This is a genomic window from Streptomyces sp. JW3, assembly GCF_052216785.1.
Taxonomy (GTDB): Bacteria; Actinomycetota; Actinomycetes; order Streptomycetales; family Streptomycetaceae; genus Streptomyces.
Genome location: NZ_JBQOUX010000035.1, coordinates 14,800 through 35,242, shown reverse-complemented (window position 1 = coordinate 35,242; position 20,443 = coordinate 14,800). Strand labels below are relative to the sequence as shown.

At 71.8% G+C, this 20,443-nt stretch carries 18 protein-coding genes, 1 tRNA gene and 3 pseudogenes; 17 read left to right on the top strand and 5 right to left on the bottom strand.

The window, feature by feature from the left end; genetic code table 11:
• Positions 1-186: 186 nt before the first annotated feature.
• Together ACTT8P_RS16550 and ACTT8P_RS16545 are read left to right on the top strand one after the other, a co-directional pair.
• On the top strand, positions 187-1,608 hold the full coding sequence (locus ACTT8P_RS16550) for an NAD-dependent malic enzyme (RefSeq protein WP_442832402.1): 1,422 nt from the start codon (positions 187-189) through the stop codon (positions 1,606-1,608).
• Positions 1,609-1,897: 289 nt separating this feature from the next.
• Entirely contained in the window at positions 1,898-2,179 is a 282-nt protein-coding gene (locus ACTT8P_RS16545) for an HU family DNA-binding protein (protein ID WP_004987462.1), read from the top strand.
• Positions 2,180-2,324: 145 nt separating this feature from the next.
• Here the strand turns inward: ACTT8P_RS16545 and murA are convergent, their stop codons facing one another.
• Positions 2,325-3,671, bottom strand: coding sequence for a UDP-N-acetylglucosamine 1-carboxyvinyltransferase (gene murA / locus ACTT8P_RS16540; protein WP_442832401.1), 1,347 nt, complete (start codon positions 3,669-3,671; stop codon positions 2,325-2,327).
• 255 nt (positions 3,672-3,926) lie between these two features.
• Between murA and ACTT8P_RS16535 the strand changes: the two genes are divergently transcribed.
• The 10 genes from ACTT8P_RS16535 to ACTT8P_RS16490 all read left to right on the top strand — a co-directional run bounded on the left by ACTT8P_RS16535 (position 3,927) and on the right by ACTT8P_RS16490 (position 16,135).
• Complete coding sequence (locus ACTT8P_RS16535) at positions 3,927-4,496, top strand: YqgE/AlgH family protein (protein ID WP_361159825.1); 570 nt, start codon at positions 3,927-3,929, stop codon at positions 4,494-4,496.
• 30 nt (positions 4,497-4,526) lie between these two features.
• Complete coding sequence (locus ACTT8P_RS16530; RefSeq protein WP_361159822.1) at positions 4,527-4,817, top strand: DUF3039 domain-containing protein; 291 nt, start codon at positions 4,527-4,529, stop codon at positions 4,815-4,817.
• Positions 4,818-5,003: 186 nt separating this feature from the next.
• Complete coding sequence (locus ACTT8P_RS16525; protein WP_442832400.1) at positions 5,004-6,257, top strand: extracellular solute-binding protein; 1,254 nt, start codon at positions 5,004-5,006, stop codon at positions 6,255-6,257.
• A 14-nt stretch (positions 6,258-6,271) separates the two neighbouring features.
• A complete protein-coding gene (locus ACTT8P_RS16520) occupies positions 6,272-7,216 on the top strand; it encodes a carbohydrate ABC transporter permease (protein WP_442832427.1) in 945 nt (314 codons plus the stop codon).
• Positions 7,213-8,037, top strand: a complete 825-nt coding sequence (locus tag ACTT8P_RS16515) for a carbohydrate ABC transporter permease (RefSeq protein WP_442832399.1) — start codon at positions 7,213-7,215, stop codon at positions 8,035-8,037. Before ACTT8P_RS16520 ends, ACTT8P_RS16515 begins: the two co-directional genes overlap by 4 nt.
• A gap of 7 nt (positions 8,038-8,044) precedes the next feature.
• Positions 8,045-9,688, top strand: a complete 1,644-nt coding sequence (locus tag ACTT8P_RS16510) for a beta-N-acetylhexosaminidase (protein ID WP_442832398.1) — start codon at positions 8,045-8,047, stop codon at positions 9,686-9,688.
• 161 nt (positions 9,689-9,849) lie between these two features.
• Positions 9,850-10,743 (top strand): FAD binding domain-containing protein, encoded by an 894-nt coding sequence (locus tag ACTT8P_RS16505; protein ID WP_361159808.1) that lies wholly within the window; start codon positions 9,850-9,852, stop codon positions 10,741-10,743.
• Entirely contained in the window at positions 10,740-12,944 is a 2,205-nt protein-coding gene (locus ACTT8P_RS16500) for a 2Fe-2S iron-sulfur cluster-binding protein (protein ID WP_442832397.1), read from the top strand. The genes ACTT8P_RS16505 and ACTT8P_RS16500 overlap by 4 nt, the downstream gene beginning before the upstream one ends.
• Positions 12,941-15,256: a xanthine dehydrogenase family protein molybdopterin-binding subunit gene (locus ACTT8P_RS16495; protein WP_442832396.1), complete on the top strand. Its 2,316-nt coding sequence runs from the start codon at positions 12,941-12,943 to the stop codon at positions 15,254-15,256. The genes ACTT8P_RS16500 and ACTT8P_RS16495 overlap by 4 nt, the downstream gene beginning before the upstream one ends.
• A gap of 162 nt (positions 15,257-15,418) precedes the next feature.
• Positions 15,419-16,135 carry an SUKH-4 family immunity protein gene (locus ACTT8P_RS16490; RefSeq protein ID WP_442832395.1) on the top strand — a complete coding sequence of 239 codons (717 nt, stop codon included), beginning with the start codon at positions 15,419-15,421 and terminating at the stop codon, positions 16,133-16,135.
• Here ACTT8P_RS16490 and ACTT8P_RS16485 read toward each other — a convergent pair.
• Positions 16,122-16,265: pseudogene (locus ACTT8P_RS16485) on the bottom strand (DeoR/GlpR transcriptional regulator); the annotation flags it as partial. The gene ACTT8P_RS16490 and the pseudogene ACTT8P_RS16485 sit on opposite strands and share 14 nt — an antisense overlap.
• A 1-nt stretch (position 16,266) precedes the next feature.
• On the opposite strand from ACTT8P_RS16485, the pseudogene ACTT8P_RS16480 reads away from it, so the two are divergent.
• Both ACTT8P_RS16480 and ACTT8P_RS16475 read left to right on the top strand, forming a co-directional pair.
• A pseudogene (locus tag ACTT8P_RS16480) lies at positions 16,267-16,464 on the top strand (NUDIX domain-containing protein); the annotation flags it as partial.
• Positions 16,446-16,595: pseudogene (locus tag ACTT8P_RS16475) on the top strand (IS5/IS1182 family transposase); the annotation flags it as partial. The pseudogenes ACTT8P_RS16480 and ACTT8P_RS16475, both read left to right, overlap by 19 nt.
• Positions 16,596-16,598: 3 nt before the next feature.
• Here the strand turns inward: ACTT8P_RS16475 and ACTT8P_RS16470 are convergent.
• Both ACTT8P_RS16470 and ACTT8P_RS16465 read right to left on the bottom strand, forming a co-directional pair.
• The gene (locus tag ACTT8P_RS16470) at positions 16,599-17,369 is read right to left on the bottom strand and encodes a calcium-binding protein (protein ID WP_442832394.1); all 771 of its coding nucleotides are present in this window, start codon (positions 17,367-17,369) and stop codon (positions 16,599-16,601) included.
• 186 nt (positions 17,370-17,555) lie between these two features.
• Positions 17,556-17,627, bottom strand: a tRNA-Cys gene (locus ACTT8P_RS16465).
• Positions 17,628-17,760: 133 nt separating this feature from the next.
• Between ACTT8P_RS16465 and ACTT8P_RS16460 the strand changes: the two genes are divergently transcribed.
• From ACTT8P_RS16460 to ACTT8P_RS16450, 3 genes are read left to right on the top strand one after another with little or no spacing between them, the layout of a single operon-like run.
• Entirely contained in the window at positions 17,761-18,039 is a 279-nt protein-coding gene (locus ACTT8P_RS16460; RefSeq protein WP_442832393.1) for a C1 family peptidase, read from the top strand.
• 8 nt (positions 18,040-18,047) lie between these two features.
• Complete coding sequence (locus tag ACTT8P_RS16455; RefSeq protein ID WP_442832392.1) at positions 18,048-18,926, top strand: glycoside hydrolase family 25 protein; 879 nt, start codon at positions 18,048-18,050, stop codon at positions 18,924-18,926.
• Positions 18,927-18,928: 2 nt separating this feature from the next.
• A complete protein-coding gene (locus ACTT8P_RS16450; protein ID WP_442832391.1) occupies positions 18,929-19,054 on the top strand; it encodes a hypothetical protein in 126 nt (41 codons plus the stop codon).
• A 120-nt stretch (positions 19,055-19,174) separates the two neighbouring features.
• Here ACTT8P_RS16450 and ACTT8P_RS16445 read toward each other — a convergent pair whose 3' ends face one another.
• Complete coding sequence (locus tag ACTT8P_RS16445; protein WP_442832390.1) at positions 19,175-19,924, bottom strand: GntR family transcriptional regulator; 750 nt, start codon at positions 19,922-19,924, stop codon at positions 19,175-19,177.
• Positions 19,925-20,443: the final 519 nt, after the last annotated feature.

Here is a 20,443-nt window from a genome sequence, read left to right as displayed (position 1 = left end):
TAACAAACGATCCCCGCGAGACCATTCCCGTCTCCGGGATCTCTTTCCCGACGCGGTGAATTCTCGTATGGTGGAAGCCGTTTTCCGAAATAGGGGCGGCTACCACGTACTCAGGGGTAGGTGCGACCATCGGACGGCACGACCACGCAACACGGTTAACGGTTTAAGCAGAGGAAGAAGTCGGCCATGGCTACGGCGCCCAGCGTCTCCTACTCGATGACCATCAGGCTGGAGGTGCCCGCGAGCGGAACCGCCGTCTCGCAGCTCACCACCGCCGTGGAGTCCTCCGGAGGCTCGGTGACCGGCCTCGACGTCACCGCGTCCGGCCACGAGAAGCTCCGCATCGACGTCACCATCGCCGCCTCCTCCACCTCGCACGCCGACGAGATCGTGCAGGAACTGCGCGGCATCGAGGGCGTCACCCTGGGCAAGGTCTCCGACCGTACGTTCCTGATGCACCTCGGCGGCAAGATCGAGATGGCGTCCAAGCACCCCATCCGCAACCGTGACGACCTCTCCATGGTCTACACCCCGGGCGTCGCCCGGGTCTGCATGGCGATCGCGGAGAACCCCGAGGACGCCCGCCGGCTGACCATCAAGCGCAACTCCGTCGCGGTCGTCACCGACGGCTCCGCCGTCCTCGGCCTAGGCAACATCGGCCCGAAGGCCGCGCTGCCGGTCATGGAGGGCAAGGCGGCCCTGTTCAAGCGGTTCGCCGGCATCGACGCCTGGCCGATCTGCCTGGACACCCAGGACACCGACGCGATCGTGGAGATCGTCAAGGCCATCGCCCCGGGCTTCGCCGGCATCAACCTGGAGGACATCTCCGCGCCGCGCTGCTTCGAGATCGAGGCCCGGCTGCGCGAGGCCCTGGACATCCCGGTCTTCCACGACGACCAGCACGGCACCGCGATCGTCGTGCTCGCCGCCCTCACCAACGCCCTGCGCGTGGTCGACAAGGGCATCGAGAACGTGCGGGTGGTGATGTCCGGCGCGGGCGCGGCCGGCACCGCCATCCTGAAGCTGCTGCTGGCCGCCGGGGTGAAGAACGCGGTGGTCGCCGACATCCACGGCGTGGTGCACGCCGGCCGCGAGGACCTGGTCGACGCCGCCCCCGGCTCGGCGCTGCGCTGGATCGCCGACAACACCAACCCCGAGGGCCTCACCGGCACCCTGAAGGAGGCCGTGCGCGGCGCCGACGTCTTCATCGGCGTCTCCGCCCCGAACGTCCTGGACGGCGACGACGTGGCCGCCATGGCGGACGGCGCGATCGTCTTCGCGCTGGCCAACCCCGACCCCGAGGTCGACCCCGCCGTCGCCCGCCGGAGCGCCGCCGTGGTCGCCACCGGCCGCTCCGACTTCCCGAACCAGATCAACAACGTGCTGGTCTTCCCGGGCGTCTTCCGCGGCCTGCTGGACGCCCAGTCCCGCACGGTCAACACCGAGATGATGCTGGCCGCCGCGACGGCGCTGGCGGACGTGGTGACCGAGGACGAGCTGAACCCGAACTACATCGTCCCCTCCGTCTTCAACGACAAGGTCGCCGGTGCCGTCGCCGGCGCGGTGCGGGACGCGGCGAAGGCGGTGGGCGCCGCCGTCGCCCCGTAACAGGGCGACGGCTGTGAGGATCGCCACGCCGGGCGGGGCGGTCCTCACCCGCGCGTCGCTGGACCGGCACCCGCGGCGGCCCTTTAGGGTGGGCGGCCGGGCCCGGGCAGTCACTTCGTGTGACTCCCGCGGGTGGTCTCCTGACTCCTGCGGGTGCCGGATTGGCTTTACCGCCGCAGGTAGAGGCAGGATGCCTCCCTGGGCGCGTGGGTCCGGCGACGGACCTGCCCAACATGCGGCTACGCCGCGTGCCACGCCTCAACGGCAAGAAGAACACGGGAGTAACAACATGAACCGCAGTGAGCTGGTGGCCGCGCTGGCCGACCGTGCCGAGGTGACCCGCAAGGACGCCGACGCCGTACTGGCCGCTTTCGCCGAGGTCGTCGGCGACATCGTCTCCAAGGGCGACGAGAAGGTCACCGTCCCCGGCTTCCTGACCTTCGAGCGCACCCACCGTGCCGCTCGTACCGCCCGCAACCCGCAGACCGGCGAGCCGATCCAGATCCCGGCCGGTTACAGCGTGAAGGTGTCCGCGGGCTCCAAGCTGAAGGAAGCGGCCAAGGGCAAGTAAGCGTTCCCTTGTGAACGCCAGGGGAATCTGCGGGCCGGATGTGGCTGGGCGCGCAGTTCCCCGCGCCTCTGACGGGGCGCGGCAGTCAACGCCGATGGGGCGGTCACCCGAGTCCGGGTGACCGCCCCATCGGCGTACGCGCGTGCTATCCGAGCGCCTTGCCCGGCAGTTCCACCTTCGCGCCCAGTTCCACGAGCTTCTCCATGAAGTTCTCGTAGCCCCGGTTGATCAGGTCGATGCCGTGCACCCGGGAGGTGCCCTGGGCGGCCAGCGCCGCGATCAGGTACGAGAAGCCGCCGCGCAGGTCGGGGATGACCAGGTCGGCGCCCTCGAGGCGGGTCGGTCCGGAGACCACCGCGGAGTGCAGGAAGTTGCGCTGGCCGAAGCGGCAGTCGGAGCCGCCCAGGCACTCCCGGTAGAGCTGGATGTGCGCGCCCATCTGGTTGAGCGCCGAGGTGAAGCCGAGCCGGGACTCGTAGACCGTCTCGTGCACGATGGACAGGCCGGTGGCCTGGGTGAGCGCCACCACCAGCGGCTGCTGCCAGTCGGTCTGGAAGCCGGGGTGCACGTCCGTCTCCAGGGCGATGGACTTCAGCCGGCCGCCCGGGTGCCAGAAGCGGATGCCCTCGTCGTCGATCTCGAAGGCGCCGCCCACCTTGCGGAAGGTGTTCAGGAACGTCATCATCGAGCGCTGCTGGGCGCCGCGGACGTAGACGTTGCCCTCGGTCGCCAGCGCCGCCGACGCCCAGGAGGCGGCCTCCAGGCGGTCCGCGAGGGCGTGGTGGTTGTAGCCGCCCAGCTCGTCCACGCCGGTGACCCGGATGGTCCGGTCGGTGTCCATCGCGATGATCGCGCCCATTTTCTGCAGGACGCAGATCAGGTCCTCGATCTCCGGCTCGACGGCCGCGTTGGACAGCTCCGTGACGCCCTCCGCGAGCACCGCCGTCAGCAGCACCTGCTCGGTGGCGCCGACCGACGGGTAGGGCAGCCGGATCTTGGTGCCGCGCAGCCGCTGCGGGGCCTCCAGGTACTGCCCGTCGGCCCGCTTCTCGATGGTCGCGCCGAACTGCCGCAGCACGTCGAAGTGGAAGTCGATGGGCCGCCCGCCGATGTCGCAGCCGCCCAGGCCCGGGATGAAGGCGTGGCCCAGGCGGTGCAGCAGCGGGCCGCAGAACAGGATCGGGATCCGGCTGGAGCCCGCGTGCGCGTCGATGTCGGCGACGTTGGCGCTCTCCACATGGGTCGGGTCGAGCACCAGCTCACCCGGCTCGTCGCCCGGACGGACCGTCACCCCGTGCAGCTGGAGCAGTCCGCGTACGACCCGTACGTCGCGGATGTCCGGCACATTGCGCAGCCGGCTCGGCGCGCTGCCGAGGAGCGCGGCCACCATGGCCTTCGGTACGAGGTTCTTCGCACCGCGGACACGGATCTCGCCCTCCAGCGGGGTCCCGCCGTGGACAAGCAGTACGTCATCAGCGCCGTTGACGGTCATGAATCTCGCGTTCCGTTGGGGTGGGGCAGGGGCCAGAAGGGAAAGGGTAATGGTCCATCGGCCGGGGGCCGTAAGCCCAGGACCGCACAGGCACTTCATGGTTCTGTCACAACACGAACGGTGCACCGCCGGGCACATGGGGTCACGGCGGACGGGCGTACGACGGGGCGCGCCGGGGTGCCGCCTGAGCTGCGTTCACTCCGGTGCCCCCGATTGCCTCCCCACCGCGGCGCGGGATGCGGGATCATGTCAGGCATGACCGAGGTGTCCTCGCTCACAGGGCGGCTGCTCGTGGCCACACCCGCCCTGGCGGACCCGAACTTCGAGCGTGCGGTGGTGCTGCTCCTCGACCACGACGAGGAGGGCTCCCTCGGCGTCGTCCTCAACCGCCCGACCCCGGTCGGGGTGGGCGACATCCTGGACGGCTGGGCGGAGCTGGCCGGCGACCCCGGCGTCGTCTTCCAGGGCGGCCCGGTCTCGCTGGACTCCGCGCTCGGCGTGGCCGTGGTGCCCGGCGACGGCGACGGCGGCGACCCGCTGGGCTGGCGCCGGGTGCACGGCGCGATCGGCCTGGTCGACCTGGAGGCACCGCCGGAACTGCTGGCCCGCGCGGTCGGCTCGCTCCGGATCTTCGCCGGATACGCCGGCTGGGGCCCCGGTCAGCTGGAGGACGAACTGGCCGAGGGCGCCTGGTACGTGGTCGAGTCCGAGCCCGGCGACGTCTCCGCGCCGCTGCCCGAGCGGCTCTGGCGCGAGGTGCTGCGCCGCCAGCGCAGCGAACTGGCGATGGTGGCGACGTACCCGGACGACCCTTCGCTCAACTGAAGCGGGCCCGCTTCAGTACCCTTGGCGGTTATGAGCACTCTTGAGCCCGAGCGCGGGACTGGTACGGGGACCCTCGTAGAGCCGACGCCACAGGTGTCCCACGGCGACGGTGACCACGAGCGCTTCGCCCACTACGTCCAGAAGGACAAGATCATGGCGAGCGCCCTCGACGGCACGCCCGTCGTGGCGCTGTGCGGCAAGGTGTGGGTACCGGGCCGCGACCCGAAGAAGTACCCGGTGTGCCCCATGTGCAAGGAGATCTACGAGTCCATGAGCGGCGGCGGGGACGAGGGCAAGGGCAAGGGCGGCGACAAGAAGTAGGCTCACCGCCTGTCCCGCGGGCCCCCGAAGTGCGTGTTTCCGGCGCACTGCGGGGGCCTTCGCGCTGTCCGGGAAATGGTTCAGACCTCTTGTGGACATGTTCATGTAGTACTTAGCCTCCATGGTGTTGTGCAGAGCAAAACCACCATTGCGCATGTTGCAACGCCTGCTGCGGAGGACCGCTGTATGAAGCTCCCCGTCCGACTGGCTCTACTGCTCACCGTCATCGCCGCCACCGCCTGCGCGCCGGGGACCTCCGGGGGTTCCTCCTCCGGTGGCGACGAGAAGTCCGGCACCCTGCGGGTCTGGCTCTTCCAGGAGGTCGGCAACCAGCCCAAGGAGAAGGTCGTCGACGCGGTCGTGGCCGGCTTCGAGAAAGCCCACGCCGGCACCGACGTCACCGTCGAGTACATCCCCGTCGAGACCCGCGCCCAGCGCGTCAAGGCCGCCTTCAACGACCCCGGCTCCGCGCCCGACGTCATCGAGTACGGCAACACCGACACCGCGGGCTATGTCGCGGACGGCGGACTGGCCGACGTCACCGCCGAGTTCGGCGCCTGGGACGAGGCGAAGGACACCGACCCCACGGCCCGCCGGTCGGTCACGGTGGCCGGCAAGGTGTACGGCGCGCCGTTCTTCGTCGGCGCGCGTGCCCTGTACTACCGCACGGATCTCTTCGATGACCTGGGCCTGGAACCGCCCAGGTCGCTGGCGGAACTGGCCGCCACCGCGAGGAAGATCCGGGCCGCCGAACCCGGCCTGTACGGCCTGGTGGTCGGCGGCGCCTACACCTACGGCGCGCTGCCGTTCCTGTGGGCGCACGGGGGTGAGCTGACCGACCTGGACAGCGCGGCCTCGCGCGCGGGCATCGAGGCGTACACCGACCTCTTCGGCGACGACAACTGCCCGGCGGCGAAGTGCGCCGGGATGGGCGGCAACGACACGGTGACCGCGTTCGCGGCCGGCAAGGCGGGGATGGCGATCGGCGGCGACTTCAGCCATGCCGCCGTGGAGGCGGGAGCGGTCAAGGGCACGTACGCGGTCGTGCCGCTGCCGGGGGTGGCGCCGGGGTCGATCGCGCCGGCCTTCGCGGGCGGCAACAACATCGGTGTGCTGAAGTCCACGTCGCATCGCACGCTGGCCGTGGACCTGATGAAGCGGCTGGCGTCGAAGGCGACGCAGCGGGAGCTGTTCGAGGCGATGGGGTTCCTGCCGACGTTCACGGATGTGCGGGCGGAGGCGGCGGCGTCCGAGCCGTTCGTGAAGCCGTTCGTGGAGACCTTGGAGGCGGGGGCGCAGTTCGTGCCGGTCTCGCCCGGATGGGCGGAGATCGACGCGGGGGCGGTCCTGCCGACCATGTTCCAGGAGATCGTGAGTGGCCGGAAGGGGGTTGCCGCGGCGGCGGATGACGCGGCGGCGGAGATCGGTTCTGCGCTGTGACGGTTGAGCCTCGGGTGCGGCTGCGTGAGGGCTGGGCGCGCCCACGCGGCGGTAGCCGCACATCCAATACAGCCCCGCGCCCCTGGGTGGGCAGCCTCACCCCCTGGATCTACCTCGCGCCGGCACTTGTCGTCCTCGGTGGGCTGCTCGTCTACCCCGTCTATCAGCTCGGGCTGATCTCCTTCCTGGAATACACGCAGGCCCAGGTGAGCGGTGGGGAGCCCACCAGCTTTCGCGGGCTCGGGAACTACCGTGAACTGTTCGGGGACCCGGAGTTCTGGCGGGTGCTGCTGGCCACCGTCGTCTTCGCGGCCGCCTGTGTGGTGTGCACGATTGCCGTCGGGTGTGCGCTCGCCGTGCTGCTGACCCGGGTGCGGGCCGTGCCGCGGCTGGTGCTGATGCTGGCCGCGCTGGGGGCGTGGGCGACGCCCGCGGTGACCGGGTCGACGGTGTGGCTGCTGCTGTTCGACCCGGATTTCGGGCCGGTCAACCGGTTTCTCGGGCTCGGCGACCACTCCTGGACGTACGGGCGGTACAGCGCCTTCCTGCTGGTGCTGCTCGAAGTGGTCTGGTGCTCCTTCCCGTTCGTGATGGTCACCGTCTACGCCGGCATCCGCGCCGTGCCCGCCGAGGTGCTGGAGGCCGCCGCCCTCGACGGCGCCTCGCAGTGGCGGATCTGGCGGTCCGTGCTGGCGCCGATGCTGCGGCCGATCCTGACGGTCGTCACCATCCAGTCGGTGATCTGGGACTTCAAGGTCTTCACGCAGATCTACGTGATGACCGGCGGCGGCGGGATCGCCGGGCAGAACCTCGTGCTGAACGTCTACGCCTACCAGAAGGCGTTCGCCTCCTCGCAGTACAGCCTCGGTTCGGCGATCGGCGTCGTGATGCTGCTGATCCTGCTCGCCGTGACCCTCGGGTATCTGCGGCTGCTGCGGCGGCAGGGGGAGGAACTGTGAGACGTCCGTGGAGGTTCGCCGCCGAGGCGTCGGCGCTGCTGATCGCGGCAGTCGTCGCGCTGCCGCTGTACTGGATGGTGCTGAGCGCGTTCAGACCGGCCGGGGAGATCGAGTCGAGTTCGCCGCGGCCGTGGACCCTGGCGCCGTCCCTCGACTCGTTCCGGCGGGTGTTCGGGCAGCAGGAATTCGGCCGTTACTTCGGCAACAGTCTGCTCGTCGCGGGGGTCGTCGTGATCGCCTCGGCGCTGATCGCGTTTCTCGCGGCGACCGCCGTGACGCGATTCCGGTTCCGTTTCCGGACCACCTTGCTGATCATGTTCCTGGTGGCCCAGATGGTGCCCGTGGAAGCGCTCACCATCCCGCTGTTCTTCCTCATGCGCGACCTCGGCCAGTTGAACACGCTGGGGTCGCTGATCCTGCCGCACATCGCCTTCTCGCTGCCCTTCGCGATCTGGATGCTGCGGGGTTTCGTGAAAGCCGTGCCGGAGGCACTGGAGGAGGCCGCGTACCTCGACGGGGCGAGCCGGGCGCGATTCCTGTGGCAGGTCCTTTTTCCGCTGGTCTTCCCGGGCCTGGTGGCCACCAGCGTGTTTTCCTTCATCTCCACCTGGAACGACTTCCTGTTCGCCAAGTCGTTCATCATCAGCGACACCTCGCAGTCGACGCTGCCGATGGCGCTGCTGGTCTTCTACAAACCGGACGACCCCGACTGGGGCGGCGTGATGGCCGCGTCCACGGTGATGACGATTCCGGTGCTGGTCTTCTTCGTACTCGTGCAACGGCGGCTCGTCTCCGGCCTCGGCGGAGCGGTCAAGGATTGAGGTGCGTATGTCAGGTGAATTCGGGTTTGTGCCACAGGTGCGAAGTGCGGTCGCGGGCGCGGCCGGGGGCGGGAGCGGGGGCGGGAGCGGAGTGCGGCTCGGGCCGGCGACGCGGCTGGTGGCCGGGGAGGGTACCGAGGGGGCCGCGCGCTGGCTGCGGGCGACGCTCGGCGCGGCGACCGGGCTGGCGTTCGCGGCGGGGGACGGGCCGGAACGGATCGAGCTGGCCGTCGACCCGGCGCTGCCGCCCGAGGGCTACCGCCTCGGCACCGGCGAGTATCCGGTGCGGATCCGGGGCGGCAGCGCGGCCGGGGTGTTCTGGGGCGCCCAGACCCTGCGGCAGCTGCTCGGGCCGGACGCCTTCCGGCGGGCCCCGCTGCGGCCGGACCGGGACTGGGAACTGCCCGCCGTCGACGTCGAGGACGCCCCCCGGTTCCGCTGGCGCGGCCTGATGCTGGACGTGGCCCGGCACTTCATGCCCAAGGACGGCGTGCTGCGCTATCTCGACCTGATGGCCGCGCACAAACTCAACGTCTTCCACTTCCACCTCACCGACGACCAGGGCTGGCGGATCGAGATCCAGCGCTACCCGAGGCTCACCGGGACCGGCGCCTGGCGCTCCCGCACCAAATTCGGCCACCGCGCCTCACCGCTGTGGGACGACAAGCCGCACGGCGGTTTCTACACCCAGGACGACATCCGCGAGATCGTCGCCTACGCCGCCGAACGGCACATCACCGTCGTCCCCGAAATCGACGTCCCCGGCCACTCGCAGGCCGCCGTCGCCGCCTATCCCGAACTCGGCAACACCGACGTCGTCGACACCGCCGCGCTCGGCGTCTGGGACACCTGGGGGATCTCCCCGAACGTCCTCGCCCCCACCGAGAACACCCTGCGTTTCTACGAGGGTGTGTTCGAGGAACTCCTCGGTCTGTTCCCCTCGGAGTTCATTCACGTCGGCGGCGACGAATGCCCCAAGGAACAGTGGCGCCGGTCGGCGACCGCGAAGGCGCGGATGGCGGAACTGGGACTGGCCGACGAGGACGCGTTGCAGGCGTGGTTCATCGGGCACTTCAGCACCTGGCTGGCCGCGCGCGGACGCCGGCTCATCGGCTGGGACGAGATCCTGGAGGGCGGCCTCGCACCCGGCGCGGCGGTCTCCTCCTGGCGCGGCTACCAGGGCGGCATCGCCGCCGCGCGCGCCGGACACGACGTCGTCATGTGCCCCGAACAGCACGTCTACCTGGACCACCGGCAGCACGCCGGCGCCGACGAACCGGTGCCGATCGGGTTCGTCCGCACCCTGGAGGACGTCTACCGGTTCGATCCCGTGCCACCGGAGCTGACGGCGGCACAGGTCGGGCGGGTGCTCGGCACCCAGGCCAACGTCTGGACCGAGGTGATGGAGAGCCCGGCCCGGGTCGACTACCAGACCTTCCCGCGGCTCGCCGCCTTCGCCGAGGTCGCCTGGAGCGCGCTGCCGGCCCCGGCGGACCGGGACTTCACGGCCTTCGAGCACCGGATGACCGGCCACTACGCGCGACTTGACGCCCTGGGCGTCGGCTACCGGCCGCCCACCGGACCCCGGCCCTGGCAGCGGCGCCCCGGCGTCCTCGGCCGGCCGCTCGACGGGCCGCCTCCGAACAAGTGACCCAAACCGCCCATCTCTCCCGCGAGGTGGGCGAATGCCTCCTAGCGGACCCCCGCGTCCGGGTGCTGCGATGATGTGCCAGAGTTGCCACGTCCGCCCTGTCAGCACGTACCGTACGGCGCACGGGCGGGACCAGTGGGACAGCGGGAAGGGGCAGCGGTTTGAGCACGCACGCACCGCAGGCGGCGCAGGCCGTCACGCTGCCCACAACACTGGACGAGGCCGTCGGCGCGCTCGCCGAACGCCCCGCCGCCGTGCCGGTCGCGGGCGGCACCGACCTGATGGCCGCCGTCAACTCCGGCCAGCTCAGGCCCGCCGCCCTGGTCGGCCTCGGCCGGATCAGCGAGATCCGCGGCTGGCAGTACCAGGACGGCCACGCGCTGCTCGGCGCCGGACTCACCCACGCCCGCATGGGCCGCCCCGACTTCGCCGCCCTCATCCCGGCCCTGGCCGCCGCCGCGCGCGCCGCCGGGCCGCCGCAGATCCGCAACGCGGGCACGCTGGGCGGCAACGTCGCCTCGGCCGCCCCGACCGGCGACGCGCTGCCCGTACTGGCCGCCCTGGAGGCGACCCTGATCATCGCGGGCCAGGGCGGCGCCCGCCGCGAGATCCCGGTCTCCCACCTGCTGGCCGGCGTGGAGATGCTCCGCGCCGGCGAACTCATCGGCTACGTCCGTGTCCCGCTGCTGCACGCCCCGCAGGTCTTCCTCAAGGCCACCGGCCGCACCGGCCCCGGGCGCGCGGTCGCGTCCGTGGCGCTGGTCCTGGACCCGGCCCGGCGCGGGGTGCGGTGCGCGGTCGGTGCCATAGCGCCGATGCCGCTGCGCCCGCTGGAGGCCGAGCAGTGGGTGGCGCAGCTCATCGACTGGGACAACAACCGCGCGATCGTCCCGGAGGCGCTGGCCGCCTTCGGCGAGTACGTCGCCGCGGCCTGCATCCCGGACCCCGCGCCCGCCGAGGACGGGTCCGTACCGCAGCTTCCGCCCGCCGTACTGCACCTGCGGCGCACCGTCGCCGCGCTGGCCCGACGAGCACTGGGGAGGGCGCTGTCGTGACCGACGACCAGCACGGAGAGGGCACGCCCCAGGGCGGCGGACAGGGCGGCGGCAGCCGCTGGGACCCGCTGCCCCAGGGTGACTACGACGACGGCGCCACCGCCTTCGTCCAGCTCCCCGAGGGCGGCATCGACGCCCTCCTGGACGCCGTCGGCAGTCCGCTGGCGGCGCCCGGCCACGGCTTCGTGCCCCCGCAGATCACGGTCGCCCCCGCCGCCGGCACCGACCCCGCCGGCACCGGCACCTGGCCGATGCCGTCGGCACCGGTGGACGGCACGCAGTGGCAGGCGCCGGAGCCGGGGCAGCAGCCGTCGTACGGCGGCCCGGACGCCGCCCAGCAGTACGGGAGTCCGGACCCGGCGCAGGTGTACGGCGCGGCACGGCAGGACCCGTACGGGACGGCCGGGCACGGGCAGTACGGCGGCGGCGCCCCGTACGGGGGGCACGACCCGCACCCGGGGCAGGACGACCGGTTCGCCTACCAGCCGGGCGCCACCAGCCAGTGGGACTTCGGCGAGGCCGTCGCCGAGGAGACGGCCGGGCCCGCGCCCGGCCACGACGTGACCGGGCAGTGGTCCATCCCGGTGGCCGGCGGCGACCTGCCGGACGAGTCCGGCGAGTTCACCACGTCGTCCCTGGTCGAGCAGTGGGGCGGCACCCCGCCGGCCACCCTCCCGGGCGGCGCGCCCGCTCCGTGGGCGACCCAGGCGGCGGGCGCGCCGTGGGGCGCGCGGGCCGGGGAGCCGGAGACGGACTTCGGCCCGGAGTACGGCGGTTCCGACGCTCGCGCGGACTTCGGTTCCGAGTACGGCGCGCAGGGCGTCCAGGAGGCCGCCCCGGAGGCCGGCGCGGAAACGGTTCAGGGCGGTGGCCCGGCGGCGGAGCCGCGGTCGTTCCCGGACGAGCAGGGGTTCGCGGACGAGCAGCGGTATCAGGAGCAGCAGCGGTACGCGGAGGAGCAGCAGCGGTACTCGGACGGGCGGCGGTTCGCGCAGGAGCAGCCGGGCCCGGAGGAGCGGACGTACCCGCAGGGGCAGGAGTTCCCGGACGTACGCCCGTACCTGCGGCCCGCGGCCGAGGCCGGCGGCGAGCCCGCCGCCGGGCCGGTGGCCGACGAGACGGTGACCGACGAGGCGCAGGGAGCCCACGGAGCCCAGGAGGCCGCCGAGGGCCCCGCTGACCCGCCCGAGGCGCCGGCCCCGGCCGACGAGGCCCAGGCCGGACCGGAGGCCGCCGAGGAGCCCGTGGCGCCCGTCGCCCCGGTGCGCGAGGCCCCGTCCCCGGAGCCGGCCACCGACCCCGACGCGCAGGACGCGACCGAGGCGGAGACCGAAGCCGACGCGGGTACGGGCGCAGAGGCCGAAGCGGGGACCGAGGCGGCGACGGAAGCGGAGGCGACGGCGGGAGCCGAACCCGAACCCGCGCCCGAGTCCGCGCCCGTGCCCGATACTGCGCCCGAGTCCGAGTCCGAGCACGGCCCGCAGGACCCCGCCCCCGAGGAGCCCGTCGATAGCGCCGATCCCGCCGCCCGCCACGAGGAACACCCCCTCGCCTCCTACGTGCTGCGCGTCAACGGCACCGACCGGCCCGTCACCGACGCCTGGATCGGCGAGTCGCTGCTCTACGTGCTGCGCGAGCGGCTCGGCCTCGCGGGCGCCAAGGACGGCTGCTCGCAGGGCGAGTGCGGCGCCTGCAACGTGCAGGTCGACGGCCGGCTGGTGGCCTCCTGCCTGGTCCCGGCGGTGACCGCGGCGGGCAGCGAGGTCCGTACCGTCGAGGGCCTGGCCGCCGACGGGCAGCCCTCCGACGTACAGCGCGCGCTGGCCCGGTGCGGGGCGGTGCAGTGCGGGTTCTGCGTGCCGGGCATGGCGATGACCATGCACGACCTGCTGGAGGGCAACCCCGCCCCGACCGAACTGGAGACCCGCCAGGCGCTCTGCGGCAACCTGTGCCGCTGCTCCGGCTACCGCGGCTTCCTGCGCGCCGTCGACGAGGTCGTCGCCGAGCGCGAGGCGAGTGCCGAGGCGGACGCGGACGCGGACGCCGCCGAGGCCCGGATCCCGCACCAGGCCGGTCCCGGCGCCGGCGGCGTCAACCCGTCGGCGTTCGACCCCCAGGGATCGTCCGGCCCGCACCCCCGGGAACCGCACGACCACCCCCACGACCACCCCCACGGCCAGGACGACGGAGGCCAGGCGTGAGCAACGAGGCAGCCACCGCCCAGGCCGCGGCGACCACGGAGACCGCCCCCGCCCCCGAGCCCCTCGCGCACGGCCTCGGCGCCTCCCTGCACCCGGCCGACGCCCGCGCCAAGACCGAGGGCACCTTCCCCTACGCCGCCGATCTGTGGGCCGAGGGCCTGCTCTGGGCGGCCGTACTGCGCTCCCCGCACCCGCACGCCCGCATCGTCTCCGTCGACACCAGCCACGCGCGCGAGATGCCCGGCGTACGGGCGGTCGTCACGCACGAGGACGTGCCGGGCGCCGCGCTGCACGGACGGGGCAGAGCCGACCGGCCGGTCTTCGCCGCCGAGGTCGTACGCCACCACGGCGAGCCCATCGCCGCCGTCGCCGCCGACCACCCGGACACCGCGCGGATGGCGGCGGCGGCCGTCATCGTCGAGTACGAGGTGCTGGACCCGGTCACCGACCCCGAGCAGGCGTTCGAGGCGGAGCCGCTGCACCCCGACGGCAACCTGATCCGGCACATCCCGCTGCGCCACGGCGACCCGGAGGCGGCCGGCGAGGTCGTCGCCGAGGGCCTGTACCGCATCGGCCGGCAGGACCCGGCCCCGATCGGCGCCGAGGCGGGCCTCGCCGTGCCGCGCCCGGACGGCGGCGTGGAGCTGTACCTGGCCTCCACCGACCCGCACACCGACCGGGACACGGCCGCCGCCGCTTTCGGACTGCCCCCCGAGCAGGTCAAGGTCGTCGTCACCGGCGTGCCCGGCGCCACCGCCGACCGCGAGGACCAGGGCTTCCAACTGCCGCTCGGCCTGCTGGCGCTGAAGACCGGCTGCCCGGTGAAGCTGACCGCCACCCGCGAGGAGTCCTTCCTCGGCCACGTGCACCGCCACCCCACCCTGCTGCGCTACCGCCACCACGCGGACGCCGAGGGCCGGCTGGTCAAGGTCGAGGCGCAGATCCTGCTCGACGCCGGCGCCTACGCCGACACCTCCGCCGAGGCGCTGGCCGCCGCCGTCGCCTTCGCCTGCGGCCCGTACGTCGTGCCGAACGCGTTCATCGAGGGCTGGGCGGTGCGTACCAACAACCCGCCGTCCGGGCATGTGCGCGGCGAGGGCGCCATGCAGGTGTGCGCCGCGTACGAGGCGCAGATGGACAAGATCGCCAAGAAGCTGGGCCTGGACCCGGCCGAGGTGCGCCTGCGCAACGTCCTGGCCACCGGTGATGTGCTGCCCACCGGCCAGACCGTGACCTGCCCGGCGCCGGTCGCGGAACTGCTGACGGCGGTACGCGACTTCCCGCTCCCCGCGCTGCCCAAGGACACCCCCGCCGACGAGTGGCTGCTGCCCGGCGGCCCCGAGGGCGCGGGCGAACCGGGCGCGGTGCGCCGGGGCGTGGGCTACGGCATCGGCATGGTGCACATGCTGGGCGCGGAGGGCGCGGACGAGGTCTCCACGGCGACGGTGAAGGTGCAGAACGGGGTGGCGACGGTGCTGTGCGCCGCCGTCGAGACCGGGCAGGGGTTCGCCACGCTGGCCCGGCAGATCGTGCAGGAGACGCTCGGCATCGACGAGGTGCACGTGGCGCCCGTCGACACCGACCAGCCGCCGGCCGGTCCGGGCTGCCGGGGCCGGCACACCTGGGTGTCGGGGGGTGCGGTGGAACGGGCGGCCAAGATGGTTCGTACCCAGTTGTTGCAGCCCCTGGCCCACAAGTTCGGGATGTCCACCGAGCTGTTGCAGATCACCGACGGCAAGATCACCTCGTACGACGGGGTGCTGTCCACGACGGTCACCGAGGCGCTGGACGGCAAGGAGCTGTGGGCCACCGCCCAGTGCCGGCCGCACCCCACCGAGCCGCTGAACGAGTCCGGGCAGGGCGACGCCTTCGTCGGCATGTCGTTCTGCGCGATCCGCGCGGTGGTGGACGTGGACGTCGAACTGGGGTCGGTACGGGTGGTGGAGCTGGCGGTGGCCCAGGACGTCGGCCGGATCCTCAACCCCGCCCAGCTGACCACCCGGATCGAGGCGGGCGTCACCCAGGGCGTGGGCATCGCGCTGACCGAGAACCTCCGCACCCCGCGCGGTCTGATCCGCCACCCCGACCTGACCGGTTACGCCCTGCCGACCTCCCTGGACACCCCGGACATCCGGATCGTGAAGCTGGTGGAGGAGCGGGACGTGGTCGCGCCGTTCGGCGCGAAGGCGGTCAGCGCGGTGCCGGTGGTGGCGTCCCCGGCGGCGGTCGCGTCGGCGGTGCGCGCGGCGACCGGGCGTTCGGTGAACCGGCTGCCGATCCGGCCGCAGGCGGCCGTGGTCACCGAGGGCTGACCCCCGGTCCGGAAAACGATGACACTCGGGCCCGAAGTGTTCACCGTTTCCGGGACCATCCCGGAGCAACGCGCGGGGCGGCCGGTGCGTCCTACCCGGTGAACGGTGAACGGGGTTCGCGCGCAGGGGCGTTGTCAGTGGTGCCGCGTAGTGTGCGAAGCGGTGGGGACGGGCGGCACGGCCGGCCCCGCCTACGGGCACACGGACATACCGGGGGACACCATGCGCGGGGCGACGAGCGATACGACGATCACGAACACCACGAACACCACGGCCGACCGGCCGGCGGTGTCCCTGCTGACCCTGGTGCGGGACGCGACGTCGGTGGCGGACCCGTCCTGGGCCCGCGGCGCCGGGCGGCGGGTGCCGGCCGGGAACGAGATGTCGCTGCTGTGGAAGACGTCGGTGCTGATCGGCTGCCTGCTGCTGGCCACGAGCCGCCGTACGGCGCCGGCCGCGGACCTGCCGTACCGCTTCCTGGACCGGGAGTTCGGCCGCGGCCGGGTGTCCCGGTTCGAGGAGGTCGACTTCCCCTCCTGCCTCACCCACGAGCCCACCCGCCGCTTCCTGCGCGAGACCGGCCTGCCCGACGAGGCGTTCCCGTTCCGGCTGGCCCAGGACGGCGACATGCCCCTGCCGACCCTGGCCGAGTGGGCGGCGGACGACGACCGCCCCGCCGCCTTCCCCACCGGTGCGGACCGCCTCGTCCGCCTGGGCGCTCTGGCCGACGGCGCCGCGGTCGTCCTGGACGCCGGCACGGGCGCCGTCCTGACCTGGCACCGCCCCACCGGCACCCTGACCCCGCTGGCCCCGGACCTCCCCGCCTTCACCCTCACCCTGTGGGCCCGGCACCGGGCGGCGTGCGTCAGCCGGCCGTGAGGATCCACACGCCGAGTGCGGTGAGCCGCTCGATCACCGGATCGCCGGAGCCCGCGTCGGTGATCAGTCCGCTCACGCCCGCCCAGGGCAGCACGCGGAACCGGGAGGCGGCGCCGATCTTCTCGCAGGACGTCGACGACCACCCCGACGGCATGCTGATCGAGGCGGCGGCGGGCCTGCTCGACGCGGACGACCCGCCCGCCGCGATCCGCCGCGAGGCCGCCAAGGAACTGGGCGTCGCCGACGCCTGCATGAACCCCGGCTCGTTCACCGAACGCCCGCACTTCTTCGCCGCGCCCTACACCCCGGCCGACCGAACCGGCCCCGGCGACCCGGCAAACTGCACGGCGACAAGGGCTACGACGATCGCCACCTGCGCCGATGGCTCGTTTCCCGAGGGATCCGGCACCGCCTCGCCCGCAAGGGCATCGAGTCTTCGGCAAGATCCGTTCGAAGACGGGCTCTAGCGCACCACGACCCGGTCGCCCTGCGACGTCGCACCCGTGGCGATCGTGTTGGCGGTGAACCGCCAGCGCCAAGTGCCGGTGGTGTTCGCGGTGACCTTGGTGCGCAGCTTGCCCGCGCTGTCGGTGGTGACCGTCTTGACGGTCTTGAAGGTGTCGGTGCCGGACTTGCGGAACTGGAGGGCCACGGACTTGCCCGCGTAGTCGTCCCAGACGTTGGTGTCCCAGTTGGCTCGCCGGAGCCAGCCCGTGACGGTGAGCTTGCCGCCCTTGTCGACCGGCTCGGGCGTGGCCTGGGCGGCCTCCAGTTTGGCGTGCCGCTTGACGCTGAGCGGTGCGCCCGGCGACAGGTGGTGGGAGCCGCCGTCGTTGGCCACGGCCTTGGCCTTGAAGCGCCAGGCGCCCGCCGAACTGTTCCGCAGGTCCTGCGCGTCCGTGCCGTCCGGCGAGAGCGGGAGACTGTAGACGCATCGCACGGTGGTCGCGCTCTGCGCGGTGCACTCGTTGCGGGTGGGCCGGATGATCAGCCCGTCGGGGCCCACCAGCTTGGGGCCGATGACGCTGTCGATCCCGGAGTTGTCCGTGGCGGTCAGCGTGACGCTGACCGATGCCCCGAGCGTGGCGCCGACGCCGGTGGTCGCCTTGCCGAAGGTGATGGATGTGATGCGGGTGTCTCCCACGGTCGTGTCGGCGTGGGCGGCGGGCGCCACGGCGGCAAGGACGACCAGGGGAGCGACGACGCTGACGACCGCCGCGTAATGCTTGCGCATGATTCTCCGAGCACGAGGGGCCGGATCATGGTCCGGATGTGGGAGAGACTCGCGAGGACGTCACCGAGTTGTACTAATCTTTCATCTCAAAATCGGAATCTCTTGTTCCGGCGTACGGGGACGACGACCGGAAGGGCGGCACACCCGAGGCGTGCCGCCCTTCCGTTCTGCCTTGTCAGGCACCAGAGGCCGTGGCGGGGATCGAACCCGCGTAACTCGCTTTGCAGGCGAGTCCCTGAACCACTCGGGCACACGGCCGTGTGCGTCGTTCGTGATCCGACCGTAGGCGGGGCGGGGGAGCGGGCTCAAGGGATCGTCCGGGGCCGCAACGCGACTGCCATACGCCGTTCATGAACGGGTCGGGGCCGGGCTGTCCGCCGCAGTCGCTTGCGTGCGCACGGAGACGTTCTTCGACCCCGACCGGGCCGGCTTCATCGACACGGACGGCTGGGAGTATTCCTCTGAGGCTGGTGGGCATGAGGTGGGTGGCGCCGTCCTGGAGCGTGTCGTCCGGGTCGGCGAGCGCATCGGCCCGGAGCAGACGGTGCTCGCCCTGCCGAACAGCTGGGGCACGTCCTGGGGCGACGGCGGCTGGTTCCGGACGCGCCGGTCCACGTACCAGGCGCCGCGCTCGCAGACCGACGTGTACCAGTTCCGACTCACCGCTTGAGGAGCGGCATGACGATCAGCGGCATCGACGTATCGAACTACCAGAGCTCCACCTACTCGCTGAGCGGTCACGACTTCGTGGTCGTGAAGGCGACCGAGGGCACGTCCTACGTCAACCCCAAACACGCGGCGCAGACCGCCCGTGCCCGGGACAACGGCCGAGTGGTGGGCCACTACCACTACCTGTCCGCGTCCTCCTCGATGACGGCGCAGATGGACTACTTCCTCGCCCAGGCCGGCCCGCGCGCCGCCGAGTTCCTGGCCGTGGACTGGGAGGAGTCCGGCGTCTCGAACGCCGAGAAGGACCAGGCGATCAAGTACCTGCGCGGCAAGGCCGGCGGCCGGAAGGTCCTCCTGTACTGCTCGCAGTCGTACTGGACCACCCGCGACACCACCAGCTACGCCGGCGACGGCCTGTGGATCGCGCAGTACAACGGCAAGCCCGGCCGGCCCTCCATCCAAGCCGACTGGCTGATTCACCAGTACACCTCCAGCCCTCTGGACACCAACGTGGCTCAGTTCGCGAGCCGCGCCGCAATGGCCGCGTGGGCGGCCGGAGAAGAGGAAGACGTGGCGCTCACCGAGGCCGAGATCAAGAAGATCGCCGCCGCGACGGCGGAGAAGACACTCAAGCTGGACGGGGTGATAGCCAACCCCAACAGCGCGACCGCCAAGACGAACCCGTACATCTCGCTGGCGACGTCCGCCCGCAACATCGAGATCGTGGCCCGCCGCTCCGAGGTCGCGATCAACGCCCTCCAGGCCACCATCGACAAGCTCGTCAGCATGCTCGGCGAGAACGTCGACACCGCCACCGTCGTCGCCGCCGTCCAGGACGCCATCAAGGAGGCGGTGGCCAAGACCGAGATCAGCGGCCAGGAGGACTGACCATGTCGCGCTACGACTTCCTCACCTCGGCGCTCACCCTCGGTCCCGTGCGCACGCGCTGCGTGGCGAGGACCGTCGGTGCGGACGTCCTTGTCACCGTTGAGTCTTCTGCGGTTCAAGCCACCTGAGACGGACGACCGGAAGGGCGGCCCACCGGAGGTGTACCGCCCTTCCGGTCTGCCTTGTCAGGCATCAGAGGCCGTGGCGGGGAGCGGGCTCAAGCGATCGTCCGCGTGCCGCGGTCCACGTCACGGCGATGCGTCGGCCGTGGCGTCGAAGCTGTACTCGTATCCGACCGTCAGCCGGTACGGCAGGCACCACTCGGCGTACTCGATGACCCCCTCGTTGTCCCACAGCCGCGACGCACCCGCGAGGATGGGCGAGCCGATGCGCAGGCCCAGGAAACCTGCCTCACGAGCGTCCGCGTCCCTGCCGTGGATGTCGTCCCGTCCCGCTGCGGGGCGTCGGCCTGTCGCTTGCTGGATCTTGAGCAGCAACCCCGGTGAAGACTTCGCCGAGGTCGACAGCAACTCCGGGACCGCAGCGGCGAAGTGAGCTGGATACCAGGTCACGTACAGCCCTGTGCGCTGCTGGCCCTTACCGGTGTGCCACTGGCGTCGCACCACCTGATCGCCCTCCGCCAGATCGAACAACTCGGTCACATATTGCGGAGGTTTGATCAGCTCGGCGGCTGTCACAATCATCGTTTCGCCCTCGGCCAGCACTGATCCGGTCCGCAGGACCCGCGTGATGCGGTCGTAGCCGGACGGCGCCACCTCGGGTGCGTTGGCGACGAACGTTCCCCGGCGCGAGGTGGTGATGTATCCCTCGACCTGCAGCTGGTCCAGTGCTCTGCCGAGGGTGGCGACGGAGACTCCCTCCGTCTTGGCCAACTCCCTTTGCGCTGGCAGCTTCTCGCCCTCTTTCAGCTTGCCGTCCAGGATGCGGCGGCGGATGCGCTCGGCGACGCGCATGTACGGGTGTTCGGTCTCTGTCATGGTGCCTCCCTGCGCTACGTCCTAGGGCACAGAAGACTGTACTAGGACATGGGTAATCCCTACGGGTGAAAGGGGCTTGGCTTGTAGTTTCGTGTCCTAGGACACGCTAATGTCTGACCTAGGACACGAGGTGCTGTCTCGATGGCCGTGCGTCCGGACCGGACCACGGTCAACGCTCGACGTGAGAAGGAGCGCAGACAGGATGGAAGTCACAGCCCGTGAACAGCCTGTGGTGAAAATGACCCTGCACGTCTACCGGGTGAACAGGGACGGTGCGGTCACCGAGGACCGAGGCGTCGTGAGTGTCCCGGAGTTCACTGGTCCGGTGTCGTTCGACAAGGGCTATCCGCCTTGCCGGTGTCCTCGGCACCGGGCCGGACGGCAGGCGAGCCCGTGAGCACCACTGACCGCGAAACCGGTCGGCCGGCACCGGCCCCGGTGGCGATGCGGGCCGCCGCGACTTGCTTTCTGCACCGGCGCCGCCCCAGGCGACCGCAGGGTCAGGGTCGCGTCGATCAG